General features: G+C 64.8%; 23 protein-coding genes. 15 read left to right on the forward strand and 8 right to left on the reverse strand.

Translation table 11 applies throughout. From position 1 onward, the window contains the following. Positions 1–20: 20 nt before the first annotated feature. On the reverse strand, positions 21–1,070 hold the full coding sequence (locus tag G3O00_RS03965; protein WP_206142140.1) for a GNAT family N-acetyltransferase: 1,050 nt from the start codon (positions 1,068–1,070) through the stop codon (positions 21–23). On the opposite strand from G3O00_RS03965, the gene G3O00_RS03970 reads away from it, so the two are divergent. The 3 genes from G3O00_RS03970 (at position 961) to G3O00_RS03980 (ending at position 3,774) form a co-directional block, all read left to right on the forward strand. Then, positions 961–1,209: a hypothetical protein gene (locus tag G3O00_RS03970; protein WP_206142181.1), complete on the forward strand. Its 249-nt coding sequence runs from the start codon at positions 961–963 to the stop codon at positions 1,207–1,209. The genes G3O00_RS03965 and G3O00_RS03970 overlap by 110 nt on opposite strands. Before the next feature lie 543 nt (positions 1,210–1,752). After that, a complete protein-coding gene (locus G3O00_RS03975; protein ID WP_206142141.1) occupies positions 1,753–2,634 on the forward strand; it encodes an endo alpha-1,4 polygalactosaminidase in 882 nt (293 codons plus the stop codon). Positions 2,635–3,201: 567 nt separating this feature from the next. Further along, on the forward strand, positions 3,202–3,774 hold the full coding sequence (locus G3O00_RS03980) for a hypothetical protein (RefSeq protein WP_206142142.1): 573 nt from the start codon (positions 3,202–3,204) through the stop codon (positions 3,772–3,774). Between the two features lie 163 nt (positions 3,775–3,937). Here the strand turns inward: G3O00_RS03980 and G3O00_RS03985 are convergent, their stop codons facing one another. After that, the gene (locus tag G3O00_RS03985; protein WP_174933042.1) at positions 3,938–5,107 is read right to left on the reverse strand and encodes a porin; all 1,170 of its coding nucleotides are present in this window, start codon (positions 5,105–5,107) and stop codon (positions 3,938–3,940) included. 654 nt (positions 5,108–5,761) lie between these two features. Here G3O00_RS03985 and G3O00_RS03990 point away from each other — a divergent pair. Then, positions 5,762–6,895 (forward strand): TIGR03364 family FAD-dependent oxidoreductase, encoded by a 1,134-nt coding sequence (locus G3O00_RS03990; protein ID WP_346778951.1) that lies wholly within the window; start codon positions 5,762–5,764, stop codon positions 6,893–6,895. Between the two features lie 217 nt (positions 6,896–7,112). Here the strand turns inward: G3O00_RS03990 and G3O00_RS03995 are convergent, their stop codons facing one another. The 5 genes from G3O00_RS03995 to G3O00_RS04015 form a co-directional block, all read right to left on the reverse strand. Beyond that, positions 7,113–7,937, reverse strand: coding sequence for a MetQ/NlpA family lipoprotein (locus tag G3O00_RS03995; protein WP_174933038.1), 825 nt, complete (start codon positions 7,935–7,937; stop codon positions 7,113–7,115). Positions 7,938–8,053: 116 nt separating this feature from the next. Continuing rightward, positions 8,054–9,184 (reverse strand): porin, encoded by a 1,131-nt coding sequence (locus G3O00_RS04000; RefSeq protein WP_206142144.1) that lies wholly within the window; start codon positions 9,182–9,184, stop codon positions 8,054–8,056. A gap of 137 nt (positions 9,185–9,321) precedes the next feature. Then, positions 9,322–10,611 carry an LLM class flavin-dependent oxidoreductase gene (locus tag G3O00_RS04005; RefSeq protein ID WP_206142145.1) on the reverse strand — a complete coding sequence of 430 codons (1,290 nt, stop codon included), beginning with the start codon at positions 10,609–10,611 and terminating at the stop codon, positions 9,322–9,324. Between the two features lie 739 nt (positions 10,612–11,350). Next, entirely contained in the window at positions 11,351–12,862 is a 1,512-nt protein-coding gene (locus G3O00_RS04010; protein WP_206142146.1) for an aldehyde dehydrogenase, read from the reverse strand. A 183-nt stretch (positions 12,863–13,045) separates the two neighbouring features. Then, positions 13,046–13,840, reverse strand: coding sequence for an SDR family oxidoreductase (locus G3O00_RS04015; protein WP_206142147.1), 795 nt, complete (start codon positions 13,838–13,840; stop codon positions 13,046–13,048). A 293-nt stretch (positions 13,841–14,133) separates the two neighbouring features. On the opposite strand from G3O00_RS04015, the gene G3O00_RS04020 reads away from it, so the two are divergent. From G3O00_RS04020 to G3O00_RS04070, 11 genes are all read left to right on the forward strand, one after another. Then, positions 14,134–14,391, forward strand: a complete 258-nt coding sequence (locus G3O00_RS04020; protein ID WP_206142148.1) for a hypothetical protein — start codon at positions 14,134–14,136, stop codon at positions 14,389–14,391. Then, positions 14,388–15,836 carry an MmgE/PrpD family protein gene (locus G3O00_RS04025; protein WP_206142149.1) on the forward strand — a complete coding sequence of 483 codons (1,449 nt, stop codon included), beginning with the start codon at positions 14,388–14,390 and terminating at the stop codon, positions 15,834–15,836. The genes G3O00_RS04020 and G3O00_RS04025 overlap by 4 nt, the downstream gene beginning before the upstream one ends. Beyond that, on the forward strand, positions 15,833–16,411 hold the full coding sequence (locus G3O00_RS04030; protein ID WP_241024932.1) for a DUF2889 domain-containing protein: 579 nt from the start codon (positions 15,833–15,835) through the stop codon (positions 16,409–16,411). The genes G3O00_RS04025 and G3O00_RS04030 overlap by 4 nt, the downstream gene beginning before the upstream one ends. A gap of 50 nt (positions 16,412–16,461) precedes the next feature. Further along, positions 16,462–17,373, forward strand: coding sequence for an AraC family transcriptional regulator (locus G3O00_RS04035; RefSeq protein ID WP_174933030.1), 912 nt, complete (start codon positions 16,462–16,464; stop codon positions 17,371–17,373). A 360-nt stretch (positions 17,374–17,733) separates the two neighbouring features. Next, entirely contained in the window at positions 17,734–18,189 is a 456-nt protein-coding gene (locus tag G3O00_RS04040) for a nuclear transport factor 2 family protein (protein WP_206142152.1), read from the forward strand. Between the two features lie 160 nt (positions 18,190–18,349). Next, positions 18,350–18,712 (forward strand): hypothetical protein, encoded by a 363-nt coding sequence (locus G3O00_RS04045; RefSeq protein ID WP_174933026.1) that lies wholly within the window; start codon positions 18,350–18,352, stop codon positions 18,710–18,712. Positions 18,713–18,765: 53 nt separating this feature from the next. Next, positions 18,766–20,010 carry an aromatic ring-hydroxylating dioxygenase subunit alpha gene (locus G3O00_RS04050; RefSeq protein WP_174933024.1) on the forward strand — a complete coding sequence of 415 codons (1,245 nt, stop codon included), beginning with the start codon at positions 18,766–18,768 and terminating at the stop codon, positions 20,008–20,010. Positions 20,011–20,295: 285 nt separating this feature from the next. After that, complete coding sequence (locus G3O00_RS04055) at positions 20,296–21,267, forward strand: PDR/VanB family oxidoreductase (protein ID WP_206142153.1); 972 nt, start codon at positions 20,296–20,298, stop codon at positions 21,265–21,267. Between the two features lie 51 nt (positions 21,268–21,318). After that, positions 21,319–22,149, forward strand: coding sequence for an aspartate/glutamate racemase family protein (locus G3O00_RS04060; RefSeq protein ID WP_206142154.1), 831 nt, complete (start codon positions 21,319–21,321; stop codon positions 22,147–22,149). Between the two features lie 113 nt (positions 22,150–22,262). Then, positions 22,263–23,528, forward strand: a complete 1,266-nt coding sequence (locus tag G3O00_RS04065; protein ID WP_346778952.1) for a porin — start codon at positions 22,263–22,265, stop codon at positions 23,526–23,528. Between the two features lie 160 nt (positions 23,529–23,688). Continuing rightward, positions 23,689–24,993: a replication-associated recombination protein A gene (locus tag G3O00_RS04070; protein ID WP_206142155.1), complete on the forward strand. Its 1,305-nt coding sequence runs from the start codon at positions 23,689–23,691 to the stop codon at positions 24,991–24,993. A 233-nt stretch (positions 24,994–25,226) separates the two neighbouring features. On the opposite strand, the gene G3O00_RS04075 is transcribed toward G3O00_RS04070, so the two are convergent. Next, positions 25,227–26,426: a zinc ribbon domain-containing protein gene (locus tag G3O00_RS04075; RefSeq protein ID WP_206142156.1), complete on the reverse strand. Its 1,200-nt coding sequence runs from the start codon at positions 26,424–26,426 to the stop codon at positions 25,227–25,229. Positions 26,427–26,436: the final 10 nt, after the last annotated feature.

Raw genomic sequence — 26,436 nt, forward strand, 5'->3', positions numbered from 1 at the left:
GTGGATGGATTGGGGAGGTGTCAGACGGACAGGATGCGTTGGCCGATCTCGCGGTAGGCGGCATCGAGCATGTCGATGTGTTCGTCGAGTCCGTTCTTGCTCGCGAAGCCGCTATCTCGCCGGGCGAGCAGCAGGCAGTCGTAGCGCGCGCCGCGGCTCCAGTGCCACGCCGGCAGATAGGCCGTGATGCGGAATCCGGCTTCAAGCATCGCCTTGACCAGTGTCAGCTTGTCGGCGAGCACGATCGCGCCCACATAGGTCGTCGTGCTGCGCCGTTTCAGGAAGCGAAGCAGATCGGCTGCGACATCGCGCTCGGTCATGAACGGGCCGCCGGCATGCTGGCAGAGATAGATCGCATCGGCCCGCTCGTCGGCGCGAAACGTGAAGCCATCCGAGCAATCGTCCCCATGCCCCCAGAAGCAGGTATCGGGGTAGGGTTCCGGCGTACCCGCGAGACCGAGCGGTTCGAAGATCGCGCTGCGCAGAACCTCGGACTCGCGGAATATCGGAGAGCGCGGCAGGCAATGCCTGAAGCGCGGCGAGCGGAATTTTTCGATCGCGACGACGTGATGTTCACGCACGCCATGCGCGCTGTCGGGCGACCCGTCGTGTCCGACCACGACGCCATCGACATGACGCTGCAACGCGCGCAGCGCGATATCGGTGCGGGCAATCGCGAATGCCAGGTCATGATCCGCGGCCGGCATCGTGTCGATCGCGGATTGCATCAGCGCCGACAGTACGCCCAGGTGACGATGGTGCCGGGAAATCATTGCGCGACCGTATTCCCACGAGCGATTCTGTGCGTTGTAGCTGACGCTCATGCAACCGATCGCGGCTTGCGTCTCCTCTTCGGCCACAAACCACAGCTCCGACTTGTTCGATACGGCGCTCCTCACGTAGCCCGCATCGAGACAGGGATGCGAAGAGTCGCCATATTCCCGTTCGAACAGCGCGCAGATGCGTGATGTGTCCGACACCGTTCCGCGACGTATCCGCAATTGCCGGTGGCCGCTGTCGTCGGGCTTGACGCTATTCCTGCCTGCCATGTTGCTGCCAATTGAATTCATCGCGTTGCTTGCCCTGGTGATGGTTGATGGCTGCGCCAGTCGGGTGGCGACCTGCGCATCGTCGGCGACGACTTTAATTAGCATTACGTTTAATTGTCAAACAAATTTAATCGGCATAACCATTGTTGATTTCATTTGAATGATGAAGGTGATGGTTGTCGAAAATGAGAGTGGAGTTGGAGGGCGGATGGATGAGAGTCGCTTCTGTGGCTGGTCTAGAGGCTGGGTGTCTCAGGTCGCCTGAAAAAGCGATCAAGAAATAAAACTGGAGCGCGAGAATTGCTGCTCCGAGATTGAATAATTCGGTCGAGTGATTGGATTGGTGTAAATAAATTTTCGTGTGACATCGGTTCCAATTATTGCTTTACGAAACGCGCTTGTTTTATTTTTACTTTTTATGAATTAGTGGCGTTCCTATAAAACCTTCAATTTTCCGGCCGCGGCCGACGCGCTTCGGCAGTTCCCGGTCATCGCGAGGTTGACGGCCTGCCACCGTCCGCGATGCCGACAAAAATCGACAAATCGGAACAGATGGGCGTGGTGTTCCCGCCTACCATCCGCACGTATCTCGCGCATTCCCGTACCACTGCAGCATCGGCAGATGCCTCGCCCGCATTTCGCTGCACGCGTCTTCCCCACACCCTCGCATCCTGACAAGCCGCCAACAGGCAAAGGATTCGCCATGTCCGCAAGATCGTTCGCTTCATTCGTGCTGATGCTGCTGCTTGCGGCGTGCGGAGGCGACTCCGATTCGTCCGTGCCCGGCAGCGCGTTTGCGGCCGCTTCGGCGCGTGCGGCGCAGGCCGCCGCGTGGAAGCCGCTCGTGCCGGGCACGAGCTGGCAATGGCAGATCGACGGCAACCGGATCAACGAGACGGTGCTGGACGGCGTGAACAACCCGCGCAAGATGTTCGACGTCGACATGGAGCTGACCGATGCGGGCACGATCCGGCGCCTGAAGGCGAAGGGCATCTATGTCGTCTGCTACATGGAGGTGGGCGGGCGGGAAGACACCCGAGGAGACGCCGGCAAGTTTCCGGACAGCGTGCTCGGCAACCCCGTCGAAGGATATGAGGATCACGAGCGCTGGCTGGACATTCGCCAGACCGCGATCCTGATGCCCCTGATGCTGGCGCGGCTCGACCAGGCGAAGCAAAAGGGCTGCGACGGCATCGAGCCGGACCTCGACGACAGCTATCGCCAGGAAACCGGCTTTCCGCTGACGCGTGACGATCAGCTGCGATACAACACGGCGCTGATCGCCGCCGCGCACGATCGCGGGATGTCGATGGGCCTCAAGAACGGCTCGGGTATCGCCACCGCGATGGCGAAAGTGGCCGACTGGGCGCTCAACGAGCAATGCAACCGATTCCACGAGTGCGGCGACTACGCGAGCTTCATCGCACTGAACAAGGCCGTGTTCAATGTCGAGTACACGCGTCCGGACGGCATGAAACTCGCGGATTTCTGCCCGGCGGACAATCAGGCCAATTTCGACGGCATTCTGAAACTGTCGAGCGACACGCTCTCGGCGCTGCCGCGCGTGGCTTGCCGGTTCGAGTGAGCGGCGGGGCGCGGATGACGGGCTTCTTCATGGCGAAGCGGACGTGCCTGCCGCGCGCGCGTCGGTCCTGACCGCCTCATCGCGGTCGAGCGTCGCGTGGTAGCCGCGGAACGGGCCGCCCGCGACGCCGATTTCTGTCGGGCGAATCGGCGGCCATTTCGCGCGTTCACACGCTCGCGATGTTTTGCGTCAACGTGGATGGTCTGGCATCCCTGTCGGAGGATGTCTGCAGGATCGTGTCGTGTCTCGCCGAGCGCGATCGCTTCGGCAGTGAAGTGATGACGACACTGGCATCGCGACGTGCTCGAACGAATCGCGCGGAGCCGGCTGATGCGCGAGTCGCTCGATCACGACGCCACGACGCGCGTGTAGCGCGCATGACGCCGCAGAACGATGTATTGCGAATCCCTTTGACCGGGTTTCGGCTCCGTACGGCGCGGGCTCGTGCATGGAATTCGCTTGCGTTCGCATGGATCCATTGCTATCACAGTGACACGGATCGCAACGCCGCTACGGGCGTGGCTTTTTTCATCTGCGTGAACCTGTCCACGAAAGGAATCGATCACTGTGACTGCGCCCATCGCCAAGAAAATCATGATCATTCGTCATGCGGAAAAGCCGGACGACAACGGCAAGCCGTACGGCGTGAACGCGAATGGGGAGCAGGACAAGGAGAGCCTGATTCCGCTGGGCTGGCAACGCGCCGGCGCGCTGGTTGCGTTGTTCGATCCCGCGCGAGGCCCGCTGCAGAGCGCGGCGCTCGCGAAGCCGGGCGTGCTGTTCGCGGCGGGCGTCGCGCCGCATGCGAAGAGCCGGCGGCCGACCGAGACGGTCACGCCGCTGAGCCAGCGCATACCGCTCGAGCTCGACACGACCTATACGAAAGGGCAGGAGGCCGACGTCGCGACGGCGGCGCAGCGCAGCCAGGGCGTCGTGCTGATCTGCTGGCAGCACGAGGACATCCCCGCGATCGCCGCCCATCTGCCGTTGTCGAACGGACCGGTGCCGTCGAAGTGGCCGGGCGATCGCTTCGACATCGTCTGGGTGTTCGACCTGCAGCCGGCTACCGGGCGCTACGCGTTCAGCCAGGTGCCGCAGCAACTGCTGGCGGGCGACTTGCCGTCGGTCATTGCGTCGTGACGTGCGTGTATCTGCCGTGACGAAGTCGGCGAGGAAACCGCGAGGGCAATGATCGCCAGACAGGGCGATGCGAAGCGCGGACCCAAGGGGAAGCAAGGTCGCGCGTGAGGCCGCCGGGCGGCCCCGGATGCACGCCGGCACCCAGGACCGTCCGGCGTCGCGATCAGAACTTGTGACGCATGCCCAGTGCGACGATTTCCTGCGACTTCGTGCCGGCATAGCCGTACGAACCGATCGATGCCTGCGCATCCTGCGTGACCAGTTGCCCGCTCGCATTCACGACCTGCTGCTGGCCGCTCGCATGCTGGTACGCGCCGATCAGATAGATGTCGGTGCGCTTCGACAGCGAATAGTCGGCGCCCAGCGACACCTGGTGATACTTCGCGTCGACGTTGCCGCTCGCCTTCGTGTACGCATAGCCGATACCGAGCAGCAGCGGCGCCGATGCCTGGTACGTGACGAACGCGCGACCGGTGTTGTACTTCTGCGTGTTGGCGAAGCCGGCGAGCGAATCGCCGTCGCGCCGGTACTGCGCGTTGCTGTAGCCGAGGCCGAGCGTGACCGGGCCGATCGCATACTGCCCCGCGACCTGCGCGATGCCGATGCTCTTCGCGCTCAGGTAGCCGCTGTTGATCGGGCCGTCGAAGATCGCGTCGGACGAACCGCTCCAGCCCGTGGCGCGTGCGGCGCCGTTCACGTTGTTGGTGTAGAAGTAGCCGCCGGCGATGCCCAGCGGGCCGTTGTTGTACGCGGCTGCGATTGCGTACGTCAGGCCCGAGCCCGTCGAGCCGGCGACACCGCCGAAACCGTACATCGCCTCGACCTGCAGGCCGGACAGCACCGGCGACGTGTACTTGACCGTGTTGCTCACGCGCAGGCTGTTGTCGTTGTTGTCGACGTCGCCGGGCGTCGCGAAGATGCCGCCGAAATAGTTGTCGCCGGTGACACCCTGAACCAGGTCGACGATCGGGTCGTACTGGCGGCCCAGCGTGACGGTGCCGTACTGGCTGCTCTGCAGGCCGACGAACGCCTGGCGGCCGAACATGCGGCTGCCCTGGCCGAGGCGGCCCGTGCCCGAATTGAAGCCGCTTTCGAGCTGGAACACGGTCTTCAGGCCGCCGCCCAGATCCTCGCTGCCCTTCATGCCCCAGCGGCTGCCCGACAGGTTGCCGCTGCCCATTTGCCACAGATTGTTGCCGGTGCCGCTGTTGCCGTGAACGTACGTGATCGACGTGTCGATCACGCCGTACAGCGCGACGTTCGACTGTGCGTGCGCCACGCCGGCGACACCCAGCAGCGACAGCGAGAGAGCGGACAGTGCGAACTTCTTCATCGTTGAATTTTTCATGCGAGAGCGGTGCTTGTTTAATTAAGGACTGTGAATCAATTGAAAGGTCGATACGAGCGCTCGCGGCGATTCAGTCGACCCTTCGTTGTGTCCGTCGGCCGGATTCCCGATGACGCGATTTCCGGAGACACGGCAGTGTTGCGGCCCTTGGTGACATACACATGAAAAACCACAAAAGAGCATGAATTGGCTGAAATTGCCACGTCGCGTTGCGGGCGACGGAGATTCGCTTCGGATGCGTGACACGGCTGCGGGTGTGTTGCATGGATTGCTGTTCCGATGGGCGAGCGAATCGTGTTCGAGCGATACAGTCACTGCTTTTCGACCGGTTATCCCTATGTCGACGGTGGAATCGATCAACGTGATTGGAGCGCGTGCGAACACAGCGAGCCGACGGTTCGACGTAAACTTCCTCCGTGTCGTGAAATGGCAAAATATGCCAATTCATGCTTTTTTGTGGTTTTTCATTTGGATGTCATCTCGCGTCGCGATAGTGTGGAATCGGGCGCCAGTCCCGGGAGCGAACGGGTTCGTTCGCCTCGCACCCGGGAATACGTCCATGGGACGCGGCCAGCAGCAACCGATGCGCTCGCCCCGAAGGGGCGGCGCGTGTCATCTCGACAGAAGGAAAGTGCAATCGTGAACGCTATCGCAGCGGCAGATTCTTATGACGTGGTCGTCGTCGGCGCCGGTATCGTCGGCCTCGCCCATGCCTATACGGCGGCACTCAAGGGGCTGCGCGTCTGCGTGATCGAACGCGACGCCGCCTGCGTGGGCGCGTCGATCCGCAATTTCGGCTTCATTACCGTCACCGGGCAGCACGCCGAACACAGCTGGCGGCGTGCGCGGGCGAGCCGCGAGGTCTGGGCGGACGTCGCACCGCAAGCCGGCATCGACGTGCTGCACAAGGGCCTGCACCTGATTGCGCGTCGCCCCGAGGCGATGCACCTGATCGATGCCTTCATGCAGACCGGCATGGCCGACGGCTGCCGGGTCATGACGCCCGGCGAAGCGGCGGCCGTTGCACCGGAGCTGCGGCTGGACGGCGCGCAAGGCGTGCTGCACAGCCCGCATGAATTGCGCATCGAGCCGCGTACCGCGATCCCGCAGCTGGCCGCCTGGCTGGCGGAACGCTTCGGCGTGCGGTTCCGCTACGGCGAGATGGTGCACGAGGTGCGCACGCCGACCGTGCGTACGTCGCGCGGCGTGGTGCACGCGGAGCGCGTGATCGTCTGCGGCAATGCGGACAGCCGTCACCTGTATGGCGACTGGTTCGCGCGGCACAAGGTGCGGCTGTGCCAGTTGCAGATGCTGCGCGTGCGGCCGCGCCGCCCGCTGGCGCTGCGCGCCGCGGTGATGAGCGACCTCAGCCTGCTGCGTTACTCGGGTTTCGCGGCGCTGCCGGCCGCCGACGCATTGCGCACGCGCCTGAAGGCGGAAGAGCCCGTGTGCCTCGGATACGGTATCCACCTGATCGCGGTGCAGAGCGCCGACGGCAGCCTCGTGGTGGGCGATTCGCATGAATACGGCGCTGCACCGCTACCGTTTGCGACGCAGGAGATCGATGCGCAGATCCTGCGCCTGCTGCACGAGACGCTCGAGATGCCGGAACTGGACATCGTCGAACGCTGGACCGGCAGCTATCCGTCGGCGGCCGATGCCGATTGCGTGATCGAGGCACCGGACGACGCTACGCGCGTCGTCGTCGTGACGAGCGGGGCGGGGATGAGCACGGGCTTCGGGATCGCGCAGGACGTGTTTGCAGCGTGGTGATGGCGTGAACATGCGTGTCGCACAGTCGCCGGATGCGCGCGACTGATGATCGATGGGGCTGCCCGCGTCGGGCTGGTCGGGTTCATCGGTCAAGCACGTCCTTGCCATGTCGACCTGTCTGAGTGCGAGCCGCCTGCGACACGGCGCGCACCCGACTGCGGCCGCCCCGCGCGGCGCCCCGGTCCTGTCGCGCCGACGATCCGGGCTCGATTCGCGTTCACGGTTGCAGTGCGCCGGACCATGCGGGCAACGCCTCGCCGTGATAGACGCCGATGATCTTTGCCGCCACGTTGGGTTGCTGATAGCTCTCGACGAGCGCACGAACCCACGATGCATTCGCATCGCTAGCATTGACGGCGATGACGTTGCGATACGGATTGCCGGCCACGTTTTCCTGGGCGATGCGCTCCTGCGGAATGCGGATGCCTGTCTTGATCGCCCAGTCCGTATTGATGACGGCGGCATCGAGATCGTCGATCGCACGCCCCACGATGCCCGCGTCGAGCTCGCGAATCCGGATGTGCTTCGGATTGCGGTCGATGTCGCGTATCGTCGGCAGGGCACCTGAACCGGTCCGTAACGTGATGAGGCCAAGTGCCTGCAGAAGCCGGAGCGCGCGCGTCTCGTTGCTCGGATCGTTGGGCACGCCGATCGTCGCGCCGTCGGGCAGGTCCTGCACGCGCTTCACCTTCCGTGAATAGAACCCGATCGGCCCGACATAGGTGAAGCCGACCGGCACGATCGCGTAATGACGCGCCTGTTTCTGCGCATCGAGGTACGGGACGTGCTGGAATGAATTGGCGTCGAGGTCATGTGTCGCCAGCGCTTCGTTGGGCAGCGTGTAGTCGGAGAACTGCGTCACCTTGATTGTCAGGCCCCGCTTTTCCGCATTGGCGGCAACTACCCGCCAGACTTCGTCGTCTCCGCCCGACATGATCCCCACGCGCACAACCTGGGCTGCTTGCGCGGGGTGAGTGGAGCCGATGCCGAGTAGCGCGGCGATCCAAGCCGCAGCCAGGGATTTTCTGTTGATCCAGTTCATGTTGACTGCCTTCGATGAATGCCCCGTCACGCGATGCGGATGTGCGAGGCGGTTGATAAACGGTTCCGGTACGACGGTAAGTCCGCCGCTATCCTGATGAAACAATCGAGCGCCGATCAGAACCGGTGATTGATTCCGATGAAAGCGAGTGCTTGCGATGCGCCGCCGGCGGCAGGCCAGTCGTCGCCGATGGCCGCGCGCGCCTCGCCGTTGCCGTTTTGTCCGAATGCCCGTCCGTAGCCGATCGCTGCATAGAGATCTGTCGTCTTGGACAGGCTGTAGCCGGCGGATACGACGACGGTTCGATAGATTGCGGACGAATCGCCGTGCGAGCGCATGTAGTCCACGCCGATCTCGCTCGACCATGCGGGCGACATCTTCCAGTACGCGTAGAGCGAGACGTTGTTGTAGATCTCCGGGTGCCGGAACGACGACCATGAGTCGGGGTGATAGTCCGACAGGCTGTAGTAGCCGCCGAGCGTGACAGGGCCGACGTCGTAGGCGATGCCGGCGCGCACGACGTCGTAGGCGCGGGCGCTCGAATAGGCCGAGTTCGCCGGAGAGAAAAAGACGGCGGACGCATTGCCGGTTCCGCGCGCCGACACCAGCGGATTGCCGTTGTCCGCGTGGACGTAGCCGGCCGCGATCCTGAGCGGCCCGGACGTATAGTTGAACGCCGCGGCATACGACTGGTCGGAGCCGGCGCCGCCGGCGTGGTTGCCGAACGCGTACGTCGCGCCGATCTGGAGCCCCGACCACACCGGGCTGAGCCACTGGACCGCGTTGCTCATCTTGATCGCGCCGTCGGCCAGATCGACGTCTCCAGGTGCGGCGGAAAAGCCGAAATACCAGTTGCCCTGAATCGGCCCGACGAGCGCATTGAGCAGCAGCAAGTGCTGGCCGAACGTCAGTTCACCGTAGCGCGTGCTGTTGATGCCGACATAGGCCGCGCGCCCGAATAGCTGGTTGCTGCCGCCGAGCGCGCCGGTGTTCATGTTGAAGCCGCTTTCGAGCCGGAAGATGACGCTGTTGCCGCCGCCGATATCCTCGCTGCCCTTCAGGCCGAGCCGCGAGACCAGCCAGTTGTTGTGCTGCAGGCCGATCTGCGTGCGCTGGCCACCGGTGTTGCGAACGTACTGAATAGATTCGTCGAGCACGCCGTAGAGCGTGACGGAACCGTCCGCGTGCGCCAGGTCGGCGGTGCACGCGGATACGAGCGACAGGCAGACCCATCGGGCGATTGTCATGGTGTCGGCTGGAAGGAAAAGGCGATGAGGCGGAGCGCGCCGGCTCAACCGGGCGCCATGCGCCGGCCGTGCGCGCATGGGCACGAGCGGGCAGGCGCTGTCGGCTGCCGGCGGCGAATGTCGAGATCGGCTGTCGGCTATTGCGCCAGCGACGCGCGAAGCGTGGTGCCGGGATATTCGGTACGGAACAGCCCGCGCTCTTGAAGAATCGGCACGACCGACCGGTTGAAATCCTCGAACGACGCGGGCATCGCGACCGGCGTCACGATGAAGCCGTCGCAGCCGCGCTGCTCGAACATCTGCTGCATCCGGTCGGCGACCTGTTCGGCGGTGCCGACCAGTTGCGGGCACAACTCGCTCGTCGCGTACAGCCGGCATGCCTCGCCCAGCGTCAGGTTGCCGGCCTTCGATGCACTGAGCATGATGTCGAATGCGCCGCGCGAGCCCGAGTCGAGTTCGATGTCCTGAAGCGGCCTGTCCATCGGGAAGTGCGTGAAGTCGATGCCGAGATGCGCCGATGCGAGGCTGACCGCAAGCTCCTCGTCGACGAGACTGTTGATGTAGGCCTGCTTCTCGCGCGCGATGTTTTCGGTTTCGCCGATGATCGGGTCCACCGACGTCAGGATCGCGCAATCGCTTTCGCGTCGGCCGTACTGCGGCAGGCGGCGCTTCAGGTCCGTGTAGAACGCCTGCATGTCCGGCAGTGCGTGCTGCAACGTGAAGACTATTTCGGCCCAGCGTGCGGCGCACTGGCGGCCGCGCTCCGACGAACCGGCCTGCATGATGACGGGGCGGCCCTGAGGGCTCGGCGGTACCGTCAGCGGCCCTTTCGTCTGCACGTATCGGCCGGCATAGTCGAACGATCTGACCTTCGACGCATCCATGAACCGGCCGCTCGCCTTGTCCACGATGAATGCGTCCGGTGCGATGCTGTCCCACAGCCGGAAGCATGCTTCGAGCATTTCGTCGGCGCGATCATAGCGCTGGTCGCGCGGGAGCAGGTCGCGGCCGTAGCGCCGGGCCTCTTCCTGCGACGTCGAGGTTACGACGTTCCATGCGATCCGTCCGCCGCTCAGCAGATCGAGCGTGCCGAGTGCACGCGCCACGCCATAGGCTTCGAAGAAGCTGCTCGATACCGTGACGCCGATGCCGAGATGACGCGTGGCCTGCGCAATCAGCATCGCGACCGGCAGCGGATCGAGAAAGCTCAGTTGCCCGCCCTTCGCGATCGTGGTTTCGTTGTGGAAGCTCTGCGAGTCGCCGCAGAACACGGCGTCGAAGCACGCATCCTCGAACAGCTTGCCCATCCGTGCCCACCAGTCGGGATCGAGAAAACGGTTCTCCGTCGTCGGATGGCGCCACATGCCGTGGTGATGGAGCGCGGGTCCGGTCGAGAGAATCGCTACGAGGTGCATCTGGCGTGACATGACGTTTCCTTCCTGACGGTCTGTTCGGTTTGTGAATGGGTGGTGGTCCGGTGTGTGCGGAACATGCGCATTGCCATCGCGTATCGCATCGCCTTCCGGGTTCGTCGACGGGCAATGTCCGGGCGTGGCGTCACGGGTTGTCGAGACGCTGGGCGAGCGTCGTCGACGCCTTCTGAAATGCATCGCGGCACCGGAGCAGCGCTCGAAGATAGCAACGCCGCGATGCGTGATGAACCAAGCATTTGACGAATGAATATTCCGATGCGGCACGCGCAGCGATGCGGGTTCAGGCGTCGATAGTTTTGAGCATGCGTGCAGCGCTCGATCGTTCAGACGCGATACGTCATCGGTTGCGGGCGCAACCGGATCGCGTTCTGGTACGGAAGTCGATGATCGAAAATAAAAATGCCGGCCTGAATCTCAGGTGTCGGCAATGCGGCAACGATGGCGCACGGAGGTGCAACCTGCGCGGCATGCGTGATTGACTTGATGTGGTGTGCGGATCGAGTCGGAGAAAATGACAAGCACTGCGACGTTGAAAAAAATCGTCGATGCAGGATATCGCGCGAGGCGTCAGCGTGATCTCGCGCGGCAAATCGCGATTCGCCGCAAAAAGGGGCGACAGGAATGACGGGGAAATTGTGCCGCGGCTCGTGGCGAATGCACGGCCCCGGCGCGATGATGCTGCGACAGCCCCAGCCGCTCGGCGGCGGGGCATGCCTTCATCGCATGAACCTGCTCAATCCTCGTACAGATTCGGAAACTGCCCCGTCGTACTGATCACGGTGGTCCGCGTTTCCAGATACGGATCGAGCGCATCGATGCCGTTCTCACGCCCCCAGCCGCTGGCCTTGAACCCGCCGTAAGGCGTCGACCAGCGCAGGAACGAGTAGGTGTTGACCCAGACCATGCCGGCGTCGATGCGGTTCGATACGCGATGAGCCCGTCCGACGTCGCGCGTCCAGAGGCCCGCAGTCAGCCCGTACGGCGTGTCGTTTGCGATCGCGATGGCCTCGTCCTCGCCGTCGAACGGAATCAGCGAGGCGATCGGCCCGAAGATTTCCTCGCGTGCGATCCGCATCTGGTTGGTCACGCCAGCAAACACTGTTGGCTCGACGAAATAACCCGCGGCAAGCTCCGGCGTGGTGATCCGTCGGCCACCAGCAACCAGCTCGGCGCCGTCCTGCTTGCCGGCGTCGACGTAGGACAGCGTCTTGGCCAACTGCGTTTCGTGCGACTGCGGACCCATGTGATTCGAGTCGATCGAGGGCAGGCCGACGCGCACCGCTTTCGCGCGGGTTCGGAACGCTTCGACGACGCGATCGTAGATCGGCCGCTCGACCAGCACGCGCGAGCCAAGTGCGCAGCTCTGGCCGGTGAGCCGCCAGGCCGATGCGGTGGCGGCGTTGATCGCGTTGTCGAGATCGGCATCCGCGAAGAGGATATGCGGCGCCTTGCCGCCGAGTTCGAACGTGAAGCGCTTCAGGTTGTCGGCCCCGTCGCGCACCATGTGCTTCGCCGTCTGGCTGGCGCCCGTGAACGAGATCTTGTTGACGTCGGGATGCCTGACCAGATGCGCGCCGGCGGTACGCCCATAGCCGGGCACGACGTTGAACACGCCCGGCGGAAAGCCCGCTTCGTGAACCAGCCGCGCGAGCTCGAGTGCCGATACCGGGGTCTGCTCGGCGGGCTTCACGACGACGGTGCAACCGGCCGCGAGCGCCGCACCGACTTTGAGGCAGGTAGCGAGAAGCGGCGCATTCCACGGAATTATCGCGCCCACGACGCCGATCGGGACGCGCGTCGTAAACGCATGGACACTGTCGTCGATCGGGATGGTCGCGCCTTGCGCCTTGTCCGCGAGCGATGCGAACCACTGGTACCACTGCACTTGCGCGGTGAGGCTCGCGCGATGTTCGCGGACGAGATTGCCGTTGTCGCGTGATTCGATGACCGCCAGCTCGGGGATCGCCGCGCTGAACAATTCCGCCAGGCGGCGCAGCAGTGCCGCGCGGACATGCCCCGGCGTGCTGCGCCAGGTGCCGTGGAATGCCCTGCGCGCCGCTTCGACCGCTCGATCGATGTCCTGGGGCCCGCCCATCGGCGCGATTGCCCAGGGCCGGCCGGTCGCCGGATCGATGCTCTCGGCCAGTTCGCCGTCGATCGGCTTGACCCACGCACCGTCGATGTACAGATGTTCATGGCGCCTGAGCGGCGCATGATCTGTCGTGGCGAGCGATTCATTCAACATTCGATACTCCGGATAAGTCGTACGTCGTTCGGGAATATCTGCTGCGAGGCTTCGGCTCGAACGCAAACACCGGGGCCGGCCGTCGCTTGCCGCTGTCGCAGCGTCGATACGTTGCGTCGTGGCTCGGCTCGATGCCGGTCCGCGTGTCGCGACCGGTGCCGAGCCCGCGACGCAGTTGCGTGCTCAGATGGGCGTGTCGGCCACGCCGCCGTCCGCGCGCAAGGCCGCGCCCGTGGTGGCCGACGCGAGCGGAGAGCAGGTGTAGAGCACGAGGTTGGCCACTTCATCGACCGACTGGAAGCGACGCGTGATCGAGGACGGGCGCAGCGCATTGACCAGCTCCGCGCCCTGTTCCTCGATGGTCTTGCCGGTGCGACGGATCTCCGCTTCGAGGAAGGTCTGGACGCCTTCGCTCAACGTCGGCCCCGGCAGCACCGCGTTCACCGTGACGCCCGTGCCGGCCATGCGCTTCGCGAGGCCGCGCGAGATACCGAGCAGCGCGGTCTTGGTCATCGTGTAGTGCAGCATGTCGGGCGGCGTGCTGATCCCGCACTCTGAACTGATGAACACGACGCGGCCCCAGTCGCGTTTGCCCATCGCCGGCAGGTAGGCGCGCGACAGGCGGATGCCGGACATCAGGTTGACGTCGAAATACCGTTGCCAGGCGGCGTCCGGAATGTCGAAGAAATCGGCGGTTTCGAAAATGGCCGCGTTGTTGACGAGGATGTCGCAGTCGGGCACTTGTGTGACGAGCCGGTCGCAACCGGCAGCGGTTGAAAGATCGGCCGCCGCGCCGCGCACCTTCGCACCGGGAATCTCGGCCTTGATGGCCGCGACGGCCGCCGCGATCCGCTGCTCGTCGATGTCGTTCACGACGACGTCGGCGCCGCATTCCGCGAGCTGCTTCGCAATGGCGCGGCCGATGCCCTGGGCTGCGCCGGTCACGACGGCAACCTTGCCGTTCAACGTTATCTGCATGATGTCTCCTGGGTTTTTTTATTGCGTTGGGGCTGACGCGAAGCAACCGACGAACGCGATGAATTCGCCCGGTGCCGGTGATCGCTTGTTCCGAATGTCGTGTCTGAATGCGTCGAACGCGGATCCCGGGCCGATCTCGATCGGGAACCCGTCGACCGGATTCCGGGGCGGTTGTCGCGTCGCCGGACAAATGCGCCGCATGGCATCGTAAGTGACGGGTGCCGAACGGGGCATGCGGCTGCGTCCGCTTTTATTGCTAGATCGTACAAATCGGCATCGCGTGCGGTTTGTCGATGAATGCCGGTGCCCGGATCGACGCGGCCATGTTTCCAAAGTACGGAATGCTCGCGCCGCTCGAATTGACTTCGCCGCGACGCACGAATCATCCTGACAACGCGCAGTTCGCTGCATATCCGGCGCGGATTTCACATCGCCGGCCACAATACATTTGCGTGGCGCGCCACCCGCATTCCTTCGCGCATCGGGCAACGCACTCGACGCCGCAGCGTGAAGCGATCGACCGGCACGTCACGGCAGGAGACAGGCAATGAAGTTCGAGCGCGGCGCCGTTGCGTCGGCCCCCGTATCAACCGACGTCACCGCAACGATCGCCGCCCATGTCGCGCAGGTTGCGAACGGGCACCTGACCGCCGCCGACACTGAAGCATTGCGGCGGCTATTCCTCGACAATTTCGTCGTGTCGCAATGGGGTGTGACCCGGCCGTGGACCGGCCAGATCGCGGAGTGGACGCGCCGCTTCGCGAACACCGGCGCGAGCCCCGTGCCGGGTTGCGAATGGACGGCGGAGGCCTCCGTTGCCGCATTGGTGCATGGCACGGCATCGCACAGCTACGAACTCGACGACACGCATAACGCTACGCTGAGCCATCCGGGCGCGGCCGTCATTCCCGCGGCACTCGCCGTGGCGGCGGACATCGACGCGTCGCAGGCACAGTTGTTCCGTGCTGTGGCAGCGGGCTACGAGGCGATGGCGCTGGTCGGCATCGCGGCGGGCGGCCTCGAGACCGTGCATCGCGGTTTCCACCCGACGGCGATCTTCGGGACATTCGGCGCCGCCACGGCGTGCGCGGCGCTGTACGCCTTTCAACGCGGCGAGCCGGTGACCGATGCGTTGCTGATTCGCGCATGGGGCCACGCGCTGTCGCAGGCGAGCGGATCGATGCAGTTTTCCGCGGAAGCATCCGGCGGCGAGGTGAAGCGGGTTCATGCGGGCTTCGCGGCCCGTAATGGCGTACTGGCCGCGGCGTTCGCGCAGATGGATGCGGTTACGGCGCCGCGGCTCGCGGTCGAAGGCGTCTACGGGCTGGCCGCGTTGTTCGGTGGCCCGCTGCAAGCGGTCGTGCCCTCGGCGCAGTTGCAGATCCACGAGATCAGCTTCAAGCCGTACGCGTGTTGTCGCCTGTTCCATTCGACCATCGACGCGCTTGGCGAGCTGACCGACAACTTCAGCGTGCCGACCGCCGGCCTGCGCGAGATCGTCATCAGCGGCCCGCAACTGATCGCCGATCAGCACATGCTCGCGCGGCCGACGTCGACGATGGCCGCGCAGTACAGTTGCCCGTATATCGTGGGCGCGACGCTCGCTTACGGCCCGTATCGCTACGACGTCTACGACGACGCGTTTCTCGACGATCCGCAGATCCGGCGAATCGCTGGGCTCGTGCGCTTCGAACTCAGCGAAGCGCTGACGCAGTATTACCCGACGCGATTCGCCAGCGGCGCGGCGATTCGTTTCGAGGACGGCGCGGCACGCTCGGCGATCGTGATCGACAGCGTCGGCACACCCGCGCGGCCGCTGACCGTCGACCAGATCCTCGCGAAGGGCGACGGCCTCGCGTCGCGGGCCCCGGCATCGGCGGCCACCGGCACGCAACTGGCCGCGCTGCTGTGGGACGGCGCCCAGGGCAGTCGCGCGCTGGCGCACGCATTCGCCCGGGCGTCGCATGAGGCGGGCCGGCAATGGAGGCAATCATGAGCATCGAGTCGACCACACCATCGACGCCGGACGTGACCCGCGAGCCGCTCCATGCGAGGCATATCGCGTTCGAGGCGTTCCGGCGCAGCGACGGCCTGTTCGAAGTCGAAGGACAGGTCACGGATCGCAAGCCGCGCGACTTCACCCCGCCGAGCGGCCTGCGCGTGGTGCCGGCGAACGCGCCGATCCACGATATCGGCGTGCGGGTCGTATTCGATCTCGACATGATCGTGCGAGCGGTCAGCACGTTCATTCGCGCGTACCCGTACCGCGAGTGTCCGGGCGGCGGCGAATCGCTGCAGGCCCTCGTCGGGCTGCGCATCGGCGCGGGCTGGAGCGGCGAAGTACGCAAGCGCCTGCCGCCCGGCGACACCTGCACGCATCTGCGGGAAATCCTGATGCCGCTCGCGACGGCGGCCATTCAGGCCGTCAATCCGTTGCGCTCGCAAACGTTGCTGGATGCGACCGATGCCGGCGGCAAGCCGCTCAAGATCGACAGTTGCTATGCGTACGGTGCGTCGCGGGAACTTGTGATGCAACGCTGGCCCGCGTTTCACCGGCCGGTGCGGGATTGAAACCGTCGTGCGATGGATGGGCTGACTCGATGCAGCGGACGGCATTCCCCATGGACCCGCTATCGGACATTCTTTCGCTGCTGAAGCCCGGCAGCCAGTTCCACGCCGGGCTCGATGCCGCCGGCGCGTGGTCGTTCGCGTTTCCCGAATATGAGGGCATCAAGTTCGCCGCCGTGCTGCAAGGCGGCTGCTGGGCGATCATCGACGGCGTGGAGGCGCCCATCCGCTTCGAGAAAGGGGATTGCTTCCTGCTGAACCGCGGACGCAGGATCGTGTTGTCCACCGACCTCGCACTCGAACCGCAAGACTCGACGGCCGTGATGGAGGCGGTTGCGCGCGAAGGCATCGCCGTTCATAACGGCGGCGGCGAAGTCCTGCTGATCAGCGGGTTCTTCGGGTTTTCCGACCGGCATGCCGCGATGCCGTTCGACGCACTGCCGCCGCTCATCAGCACGCCCCGGACGTCCAGCCAGGCAGAGGTGCTGCGCTGGTCGCTCGACCAGTTGACCTCCGAGCTGCGCGATCCGCAGCCTGGTGGCGCACTGGTGTCGAATCACCTGATGCACCTGATGCTCGTGCAGGTGCTGCGGCTTCACCTGATGACGTCGCCTGACGGCGCGGCGGACGGATGGTTCATGGCGCTATCCGACCGGCGCATCGGTGCGGCCATCGGCGCGATTCACTCGAATCCGGCCCATCACTGGACGCTGGAGGAGCTGGCGCGCGTCGCCGGGCTGTCGCGGACGATCTTCGCGCAACGCTTCAAGGATCTGGTGGGCGCCACGACGATCCATTACCTGACGCGCTGGCGCATGCTGACGGCGGCGAACCGGCTGCGCAGCGGCGACGACACCATTGCGTCGATTGCGTTCTCCCTCGGCTACGAATCCGAGAGTGCCTTTTGCACGGCATTCAAGCGAACGATGTGTTGTTCGCCGACGCAATATCGCCGGCAGCCGTAGCGCACCGGTGCGGCGATGCATGGCCGTCGAAGTCGCGACGGCACTCGTCGCGCCGGATTCTGCCGGCGCCATTCCCCCTCGCTCTGTCAGGCGGCGCGCAGCGCGCAGGCCGCGGGCAGGTCGCGACTGTTCCCGGGCAACCTGGGGGCGCCTCCTGATGCGGACAGGGCGGAAATTCGTACGATCGGAAAATAGAAGCGGACTATTGAGCAATGCCCGCGAGCCCGGCAAAAAATAACATCATGGTGTGTTCGATCAGGCAAGCCTGCGGAAGTCGGGCATCGGACGCCGGCTGACCGGCTTCGGCATGCATGCCGAAGCCTGAGCGACACACAAAAGTACAGATCAGGAGACAGCGGAATGGCAAGCAAGGATATGAGCCTCGAGGCGAAGATCGGTCGACTCGTCGACGGCCACGAGATCACGACGTTGATGTCGAAGTACTGCCACGGCATCGACAAGAAGGACGAAGCCACCTTCATGAGCATCTGGGCCGACGACGGCGTGTACGAACTGCCGCGCGGGCAGACCACCGGCATCGACGGGATTCGGCAACTCGTCCACAAGGTGTGGCGCGAAGTGCCGAAGTGCCACCACCACATCACCAATCCGCTGATCGATATCGACGGCGACCGCGCGACGGCGAAGACCGACGTGATCTATTACCGGCAAACCGACGACGGCGTGCTGCAACTGCTCTCGGGAACATACGCGTTCCGGTTCGCGAGAATCGCCAGCGAGTGGAAGACGACCTACCTGAAGTTCGCGAGCTTCGACACGGTCAGCCCGGTCTTCAAGGAAAACATCGGCGGGTGATGCGCTGATTCGACGGCAACGCCAGCATCGTTCGGTGTTGCCCGGGCGAGTCATGAATCTATTAAATATTTAGGAATCCGTGGTGAAGTGCCGGCGTCGATCATCGATGCCGGGCAGCAATCATTCTTGAATCAGCGAAGACAGAACAAGGAGGAGTGTGATGAATCACGATGCAGCACCCGATTCGGGCCAATTGCCGAAAGGTTTCGAGGATCTCGAGCCGTTCCTGGCCGCATGGAGCACGCCGACGTCGCACGAACGATGGATACGCCGGGCTGCGATGCCGTATGACGAGATCGTCAGGTTCTACGACGCGATGTTCGCGCGGGCGGAGGAGGCGACCGCCTACCTGGAGCAGTTCCCGCTGGACGACATGCCGGAGCCGGCCGGGAACCTGTTTCGCCTGCTGCTTTCACTGTGCCACGCATCCGTTGCGGTCGAGATGCACCAGGCGCCCGGTATCAAGCATGCACCGCCGCAACATGCACTGCAGATCGTGACGGGCTTCCAGCCTCACGGATGACTCCAGGCCGTCATCGACGGGAATCGCGCTGCACAAAAAATGAAGGAATGCAAATGAATAATCCGATGGATTTCAACGGAAGCTTTACCGAATCGGTTGGCCTGGAAACCGGCGCCGTGCCGACGTCGATTTATACCGATGCCGCACAGTACGAAGTCGAGCGCGAGCGGATCTTTCGTCGCGCGTGGCTGATGGTCGGACGCGCCGAGCGCATCCCGAAGCCGGGCGATTTCTTCGTGAAGCAGCTTGCGGTGCTGAACGCATCGGTCATCGTCGCGCGCTCGGAAGACGGCACGATTCGCGCATTTCACAACGTCTGCGCACACCGCGCGAACATCGTCGAGCACCGCGCGTCCGGCAATGCGAAGCGCTTCGTGTGCCGATACCACAGCTGGGGATACGACAATGCCGGGCAACTGGCGCATGTGCCCGACGAATCCGGGTTCTTCGGCCTCGACAAGAAGAAATGCGGGCTGACGCCGGTTGCCCTCGAGATCTGGGAAGGCTGGATCTTCATCAACCTCGCGACGGAACCGGAAGTCAGCCTCGCGGAATTCCTCGGGCCGATTGCCGACGCGCTCACCGGCATCGAGTACCAGAACCCGGATCACCCGATCGTGCTGCGTGGAGAATTCAACGCGAACTGGAAGGCTGTCGCCGAGAATTTCAGCGAGGCCTATCACGTGGCATCGATCCACCCGAAGACGCTGGCGCCGTTCTACATCGGGCAACAGAACCCGTTCGGCAGGCCGATCAGCGTCCGGCTTCACGGCCCGCATCGCTCGATGTCGTGGTGGCTCAACCCGATCGCGCAGCCGTTCGCGAAATCGAAGGTCGCGCAATGGCTGTTCTCGGCCGACCATTCGGTGACGGGCACCCGCAAGGCGGGGCAGGTCAACTCGGTCGTCGAGCACAAGGGCGTGAACCCGACGAAGCACGAGCACTGGGCGAGCGACGTCAACTGGTTCTTCCCGAACTGGCACCTGCAGATCTCGGCCAATCAGTTCTGGACGCACGAGTTCTGGCCGACGTCGGCGTCGACGACCGTCTGGGAGGCGCGCTTCTACTACAAGAAGGCGACGACGGTCCGCGAGCGCCTGCAGCTCGAGCATTTCACGTCCCATATCACCGATTCGATGCTCGAGGACCTGGGCAACATCGAGAGCATGCAGGTCGGCATGGCGTCCGGTGCGAAGCCGGTCATCTACTTCAACGAGAGCGAGGTCCTGTGCCGTCACGGGATCGAGCAGGTCGTCAAATGGTCGGCGGCGCCGACGGCGAAGGGCGCGCTCGACTGACCGGAAAGGCGCCGATCTCGTCGATCTCGCCAGCGCCAGCGCCAGCGCCAGCGCCAACGCCAACGGCAACGGCAACGGCAACGGCAACGGCAACGGATCGGGCGAGGGGGCGAGGCGGCCGGCGAGCGCGTGGCGTCGCATCGTCGGCCGACCGGTTGCCGGATCGCATCGTCAATCGGGCAAGAAAAATCAGGGTGAAGTGGCGGGCCGGCTCGGCCCCGAAGGTGGCGGTCACTGGCCGCGCCGGACGGGCGCGTGTTCGCGCTCGCCGTTCCAGGAGGAGGCATGACGAGTGGGGTGAGCGGGCTGACAGTCCGCGTGGCGGCGAAACGTGAGGAAGCCGTCGGCATTTGCAGTTTCGAGCTGGTCAGCACGGACGGCCGGCCGATGCCGGCGTTTTCGGCCGGCTCGCATATCGACGTGGCGGTACCGGGCGGGCCGACGCGACAGTATTCGCTCTGCAACGCGCCCGAAGAAGGGCATCGCTATCAGATCTCGATACTGCGCGACCCGAACTCGCGCGGCGGATCGGCGGGCATGCACGATTTGGTGCAAGTCGGCGACGCGCTCGCGATCAGTGTTCCGAAAAACAATTTCCCGCTCGCGCACGATGCGACGCGCAGCCTGTTGATGGCAGGCGGCATCGGCGTGACGCCGATTCTCTGCATGGCGGAGCGGCTGGCAGCGATCGGGGCGCCGTTCGAGATGCACTACTGCTCGCGATCGCGTGCACGCACCGCATTTCTCGATCGTATTTCCCGCGCAACGTATGCGCGCCACGTGCAGTTCCATTTCGACGATCAACCGGATACCCCGGCATTCGATATCGCCGCCCGGCTCGCACGGCCGGAGAGCGGAACGCACCTGTACGTGTGCGGGCCGACCGGATTCATGGACGCCGTGCTGGGCGCGGCCCGCGCGGCCGGCTGGCCGGAAGCGCAGCTGCACTACGAGTTCTTTGCGGCCGGCGAACGCGTGGCGGCCGACTGCGAGCGCTTCGAGGTCGAGGTGGCGAGTTCGGGGCAGGTGGTGACGGTCGAAGCGGACGAGTCGATCGTCCAGGCGCTCGCGAGGGTGGGGATCGAGATCGAGACCTCATGCGAGCAGGGCGTATGCCGTACGTGCGAGACGCGCGTACTGGCCGGCGAGCCGGATCATCGCGACATGTGCCTCACGCCCGCGGAGCGGGCGGACAACGATCGATTGATGCCGTGCTGCTCGCGTTCGAAATCGGCACGGCTGGTGCTCGATCTGTAGGCCCGGGCGATCGCCGATCGCCCGGCAGGTTGATCCAAGGAGGAGACACGTATGGGAATCAGGATGGTATGGCAGGCGGAAAACCGTTCGAACGACGCGGACTTCGGCGGCGTGCGCGAGACCTATGGCGCGATGCTGAAGTTCGCGCAGCAGATTGCGCGGCCGGACACCGAGATCACGCTGCGCTACATGGAGGACGCGCCGCGGTCGTTTGCGAACAACCTGCTTTATCCGCGCGCCGTCACGAAGGTTCAGGTGGTGAACAAGGTCGTCGATGCGGAGAAGGAGGGCTTCGACGCCGCGCTGGCGGGCGTCTGCATCATCGATGCGTATTCGCAGGAATGCCGGCAGGCGGTCAGGATGCCGGTGCTGGGCGGTGCGGAGTCGACGATGCTGATGGCGCAGCTGGTCGGCAAGAAGTTTGCTTGGGTGACGATCGCGCCCGCCTTCATCGAGCCGTTCGAAGCGCACATCCGGCTCCATGGCTGGGAGCACCGGGCCATCCGGAACCAGCCGGTGCGGGCGCTCGATCCGTCGTGCTGGCCCGCGATCGTCGATGCCGCGAACGGCAAGCCGGATCGATGGATCGAGATGTTCGACGAAGCCGCGCAGGCATGCGTGCGGGACGGTGCCGATACCGTGCTGTGCGGTTGCAATCCCGGCGGCGCGCTGCTTGCGCTCGCCGGCTACACCGAGGTGCGAGGGACGGGCGTGCCCGTGATCGTCGGCCCCGCGGCCATGGTGAAGCTGGCGGAGTCGATGGTCGACCTGAGACGGAGCATCGGCCTGACCAAGTCGGAAGCGGTCGCTGGCGCCTATCGCACGACGCCGCCGCACATTCTCGAGGAGCTTCAGGCGATGGGGAAGAAGCTGCTCGCATGACGCAGGGCGGCACTGGCCGAAGTCGCGGAGACGACGTCGCGGATGATTGCCGCGCCAGGCCATGTGCCACCGCTTGAGCGCAGAGAGCGGGGCGGGCCATCGCGGCCGGCCCCGTGAACGCCGGCCATCGGCCGTGCGACGGAAATCGGGCCGCCGATGCGTGGCCCGTGCCTGACCGGCAGGGCGACGGCAGGCGGCAGGAAGCAGGACGGGATGTACATCGATTCGGCTTCACCTTACATAACCGATTTATTTCGGATATCAAAATGATTAAATGGTTCGGAGATCGTCACCTTTCGTCGACGCAGAAGCTGTTCGCGTTCGGTATCGCGATGCTGCCTGCTTGCGCATGCGCACAGAGCAGCGTCACTCTTTACGGAACGCTGGATGTCGGTCTTCTGTTCACGAACAAGACGCTGGGTTCGACGGCCCAAGGCAACGCGGGCAAGCAGTTCAGTCTCATCAACGCGGGGCTCGAGCCGTCCTCGTTCGGTTTGCAGGGGAAGGAGGACCTGGGCGGCGGGATGAAGATGACGTTCAAGCTGGAGAGCGGCGTCAGCCTCGTCAATGGCGGTTTCGACAACAGCAACGGCAATTTCTTCGGTCGCCAGGCGTGGCTCGCGCTCGATGGCGCATTCGGCCAGTTGAAGGCCGGCGTGCAGTATTCGCCATTCGTGCTCGCGATCTATGAGTCGGATCCGCGCAACGCCGGACAGTTCGTCACCGCGTTTTCGGTGTACGCCGACCAGACGTTTTCCGGCACGTTCAATCCGAACGCCGTCACCTATACGAGCCCGCAGTTCGCCGGCTTCTCCACCAGCATCATGTATGCGCCCGGCGGGATGCCCGGGGATTTCCGCGCGGGGCAGCAGTATTCGGTCGCCGTTCGATACCAGTACAGCGGGCTGGTCGTGAATGCGGCGATGTACGACTCCAGCGAAGGAAAGAACAACGCCGGATTGACAACGTTCCAGCAGCCGTTCTCCGGCCGCATGATCGGCGTGCTCTACAACTTCGGCGCATTTACGGCGAAGGGCTCGTTTACCAGCTACAAGGTCCCGACAACCGTCGCCAACGGTGTCGCGAGCGGGGGCGGCAACAACGTATGGAACGTGGGGTTCGACTGCTACGTGCTCCCGCAGCTGAATCTCAACTCTGGCTTGTGGTATGTCCGGGATCCGCATGATTCGGCCAACCATGGCCTTGTCGGGGCGTTGACCGCGCGATACTTCCTGTCGAAATCGACATCGCTGTATGCGGAGATCGGGGCGGCCAACAATCACGGTCATGAGCGCCTCGGCCTGTCGATCGACAATGCGCTGTACGGCGTACCGGGTACGACAGTCGGTGCGGTTCTGGGGATCAACAAGCGGTTCTGATTGCGAGCATGGCGGGGGCGCGGCGAGCGGCAACGACGGGTGCAGTATCCGCATGCTCGACGGCAACGTGTCGCCACCCGACGCCCTTGCCGCATCGCTGTCATAATCCGCGCATCCGGCGGCAACGCCTGCCGCCGGATGCGCGTGCCCACCAATGCCCATGTCCGACCTGTTTTCCGCTGAACCGCACCGTCCGCTGGCGGATGCGCTGCGCCCCACGTCGCTCGACGACGTGATCGGGCAGGCGCATCTGCTCGGCGCGGGCATGCCGCTGCGCCGAGCGTTCGAATCGGGCAAGCCGCATTCGATGATTTTCTGGGGGCCGCCCGGCGTCGGCAAGACGACGCTTGCGCGGCTGACCGCGCAGGCGTTCGACTGCGAGTTCGCCGCGCTGTCCGCGGTGCTCGGCGGCGTCAAGGACATTCGCGCCGTCACGGCTCGTGCGCAGCAGCTGTTCGACGAAGCCGGGCGCCGGACGATCGTGTTCGTCGACGAAATCCACCGCTTCAACGAAACGCAGCAGGGCGCGCTGCTGCCGTCCGTCACGTCCGGCGCCGTCGTGTTCATCGGCGCGACGACCGAAAACCCGAGTTTCGAAGTCAATCGCGCACTGCTTTCACGCGCACGGGTGTACGTGCTGAAGCCGCTGGGCGACGACGCATTGCGCGCGCTGTTTGCACGTGCGCACGAGACCGCACTCGGCACGCTTTCGTTCGACGACGATGCGCTCGGCAAGCTGATCGACCAGGCGGACGGCGATGCGCGACGCTTCCTGAACCTGCTCGAACAGGTGCGGACAGCGTCAGCCTCGGCGGGGGTGACGACGATCGACGGCCGTTTCGTCGAGCGCGCCACAACGACCGGTGCGCGTCGCTTCGACAAGGGCGGCGAGCATTTCTACGATCAGATTTCGGCGCTGCACAAGTCGGTGCGCGGCTCGAACCCGGACGCCGCGCTGTACTGGCTGTGCCGGATGCTGGACGGCGGCACCGACCGCCGCTACCTCGCACGCCGGATCGTTGCGATCGCGTACGACGACATCGGGCTGGCCGACCCGACCGGGTTGCGGATCGCCGACGATGCGGCCAAGACCAGCGATCGGCTCGGCGCACCCGAAGGCGATCTCGCGCTCGCGCAGGCCGTGCTGTATCTCGCGTGCGCGGCGAAAAGCAATGCCGGCGGGATGGCGCTGATGCAGGCGCGGGCCTTCGTGCGGCAGGACCGGCCTCGCGACGTGCCGGCGCATCTGCGCGACGTGCGTGCCGAATTGACGCAAGCGCTCGGGCATGCGTACCGGAATCCTCACGACGAGCGTGACGGCTACGCGGCAGGCGAAAGCTACCTGCCGGACGGCATGCGGGAACCGTATTGGTACGAGCCGGCACCGCGTGGCGTCGAGGCGAGGATCGCGGAGCGGCTCGACGGGTTGCGCCGGCTTGACCGGGATGCGGGCAAGCGGCGCTGAAAGGTGGTGGAAGTCGAGGCCGTGCGGGGGAGCGAGCCGGCGCTCAATGATCGGTGCAGATCTCCGCCCCGGACAGCACACCGCATTTCACGGCCGAGGTGGTACGAGAACCCGCCGCAGAGACCGGGAACGACTACTTCAGTTGCCGGTACGTGCCTGTTGTCTGCCCGAAGCCCGCGGCTCGCGGCGATACTTGACCACGAGCCGCGCTTCGACGCGCGATCATGCAGCCGTCAAGCGTGACGGCGCGCACCGCATTCGCCGCAGAACAGGTCATCGGCGGCCATCGGCTTGTGGCACTGCGAGCACGCCGTGGCTGCGTCCGCGGCAGGCGATTCCGTATTCGACGCCGGCAGCGATGCCGTCCCCGCTGCGCTCGCCGTGCCGGCGGCGTGCGAGTCGCGTGCTTTCGCGAGGTGATCGGCGGCGCGCTCGCGTGCCTGTTCGGCGTGGCGCTTCGCGTCCGCGACGTGCTGGCTCAGTTTCTCTTCCGTTGCGGAGAAATCGACGCCGCTGACCGTCTGCAGATAGATGAGGCACGTGCCGTTGACGAACGTCAGGAACGGAATCACGAGACCGATCGCAAACAGCAGGCCGTTGCCGAAGCCGTACGCGCCCAGATAGGCCATGCTGCGGTAGTCGAATCCGCCGCCTGCCGCATCTGCGCCAAGGCCGTAGGCGCTGGCGTGCCGGCCGAGGCCGCCCAAGCCGCCGAGCGTGCCCATCAGGCCGCCCAACGGGCTGGTGCCGGTTGCCGCCGAGATCGACGACGCGATCGCGGCGCCCGCGCCGAGAATGCCGAACACGATTGCGGACAGGACGCCGACGAGCAGCAGCAGCCCGAACATCCGGACGATCACGCCAAGCAACTGGCGGCGGCCGATCTGCAGCAGGCGGGCGGCGGTCTGCAGCGTCGAGTTGCCTTGCCAGATGGCGGGCGCAGCGAGCGGATAGCCGACGTACCCCATGCCGGCGAAGATCGCGCCCGCGACGATCGCCGCGACCGGATACGCGATCGCGTACAGCAGCGGGCCGACGCCCGGAATCTTGCAGACCAGGAACACGATCAGCAACGCGAGCAGCAGCAGTATCCAGCCGACCGCGAGCAGCACGCCGATGCCGAGGAGGCGGTGGACGCTGAACGTCGCCTGCAGCAGCGCATCGACGAATCCGACCGACTCGCCCTGCGCATCGCGCATCAGCACGATGCCGACCGCGGAATAGCCGATCAGCGAGACCGCGAAGGTCGCGATGATGAACAGCAGGCCGAGCACGGGGCTGTGACCGAGTGCCTGGATCGTGAGCATGCCCATCAGCATGCTGGCGACGAGCGCGAAAGCGGACATCGCGAGTGCGCGCCAGTTCGTGACGGCCTCGGCGGCGCGCAGCAGACCGAACTTCCCCGACACGGGGGCTTGATCGAGTGTTGACATCGTTGAATCT

It is taken from the genome of Burkholderia sp. Ac-20384 (assembly GCF_017104605.1).
Lineage (GTDB): Bacteria > Pseudomonadota > Gammaproteobacteria > Burkholderiales > Burkholderiaceae > Burkholderia > Burkholderia lata.

Excerpts from the sequence above, each read along its gene's own strand:
- G3O00_RS03970 (WP_206142181.1), top strand. The coding sequence starts at position 961 with ATGCGTGATGTGTCCGACACCGTTCCGCGACGTATCCGCAATTGCCGG.
- G3O00_RS03965 (WP_206142140.1), bottom strand. The coding sequence starts at position 1,070 with ATGAATTCAATTGGCAGCAACATGGCAGGCAGGAATAGCGTCAAGCCC.
- G3O00_RS03975 (WP_206142141.1), top strand. The coding sequence starts at position 1,753 with ATGTCCGCAAGATCGTTCGCTTCATTCGTGCTGATGCTGCTGCTTGCG.
- G3O00_RS03985 (WP_174933042.1), bottom strand. The coding sequence starts at position 5,107 with ATGAAGAAGTTCGCACTGTCCGCTCTCTCGCTGTCGCTGCTGGGTGTC.
- G3O00_RS03995 (WP_174933038.1), bottom strand. The coding sequence starts at position 7,937 with ATGAACTGGATCAACAGAAAATCCCTGGCTGCGGCTTGGATCGCCGCG.
- G3O00_RS04000 (WP_206142144.1), bottom strand. The coding sequence starts at position 9,184 with ATGACAATCGCCCGATGGGTCTGCCTGTCGCTCGTATCCGCGTGCACC.
- G3O00_RS04005 (WP_206142145.1), bottom strand. The coding sequence starts at position 10,611 with ATGTCACGCCAGATGCACCTCGTAGCGATTCTCTCGACCGGACCCGCG.
- G3O00_RS04010 (WP_206142146.1), bottom strand. The coding sequence starts at position 12,862 with ATGTTGAATGAATCGCTCGCCACGACAGATCATGCGCCGCTCAGGCGC.
- G3O00_RS04015 (WP_206142147.1), bottom strand. The coding sequence starts at position 13,840 with ATGCAGATAACGTTGAACGGCAAGGTTGCCGTCGTGACCGGCGCAGCC.
- G3O00_RS04020 (WP_206142148.1), top strand. The coding sequence starts at position 14,134 with ATGAATGCCGGTGCCCGGATCGACGCGGCCATGTTTCCAAAGTACGGA.
- G3O00_RS04025 (WP_206142149.1), top strand. The coding sequence starts at position 14,388 with ATGAAGTTCGAGCGCGGCGCCGTTGCGTCGGCCCCCGTATCAACCGAC.
- G3O00_RS04030 (WP_241024932.1), top strand. The coding sequence starts at position 15,833 with ATGAGCATCGAGTCGACCACACCATCGACGCCGGACGTGACCCGCGAG.
- G3O00_RS04035 (WP_174933030.1), top strand. The coding sequence starts at position 16,462 with ATGGACCCGCTATCGGACATTCTTTCGCTGCTGAAGCCCGGCAGCCAG.
- G3O00_RS04040 (WP_206142152.1), top strand. The coding sequence starts at position 17,734 with ATGGCAAGCAAGGATATGAGCCTCGAGGCGAAGATCGGTCGACTCGTC.
- G3O00_RS04045 (WP_174933026.1), top strand. The coding sequence starts at position 18,350 with ATGAATCACGATGCAGCACCCGATTCGGGCCAATTGCCGAAAGGTTTC.
- G3O00_RS04050 (WP_174933024.1), top strand. The coding sequence starts at position 18,766 with ATGAATAATCCGATGGATTTCAACGGAAGCTTTACCGAATCGGTTGGC.
- G3O00_RS04055 (WP_206142153.1), top strand. The coding sequence starts at position 20,296 with ATGACGAGTGGGGTGAGCGGGCTGACAGTCCGCGTGGCGGCGAAACGT.
- G3O00_RS04060 (WP_206142154.1), top strand. The coding sequence starts at position 21,319 with ATGGGAATCAGGATGGTATGGCAGGCGGAAAACCGTTCGAACGACGCG.
- G3O00_RS04070 (WP_206142155.1), top strand. The coding sequence starts at position 23,689 with ATGTCCGACCTGTTTTCCGCTGAACCGCACCGTCCGCTGGCGGATGCG.
- G3O00_RS04075 (WP_206142156.1), bottom strand. The coding sequence starts at position 26,426 with ATGTCAACACTCGATCAAGCCCCCGTGTCGGGGAAGTTCGGTCTGCTG.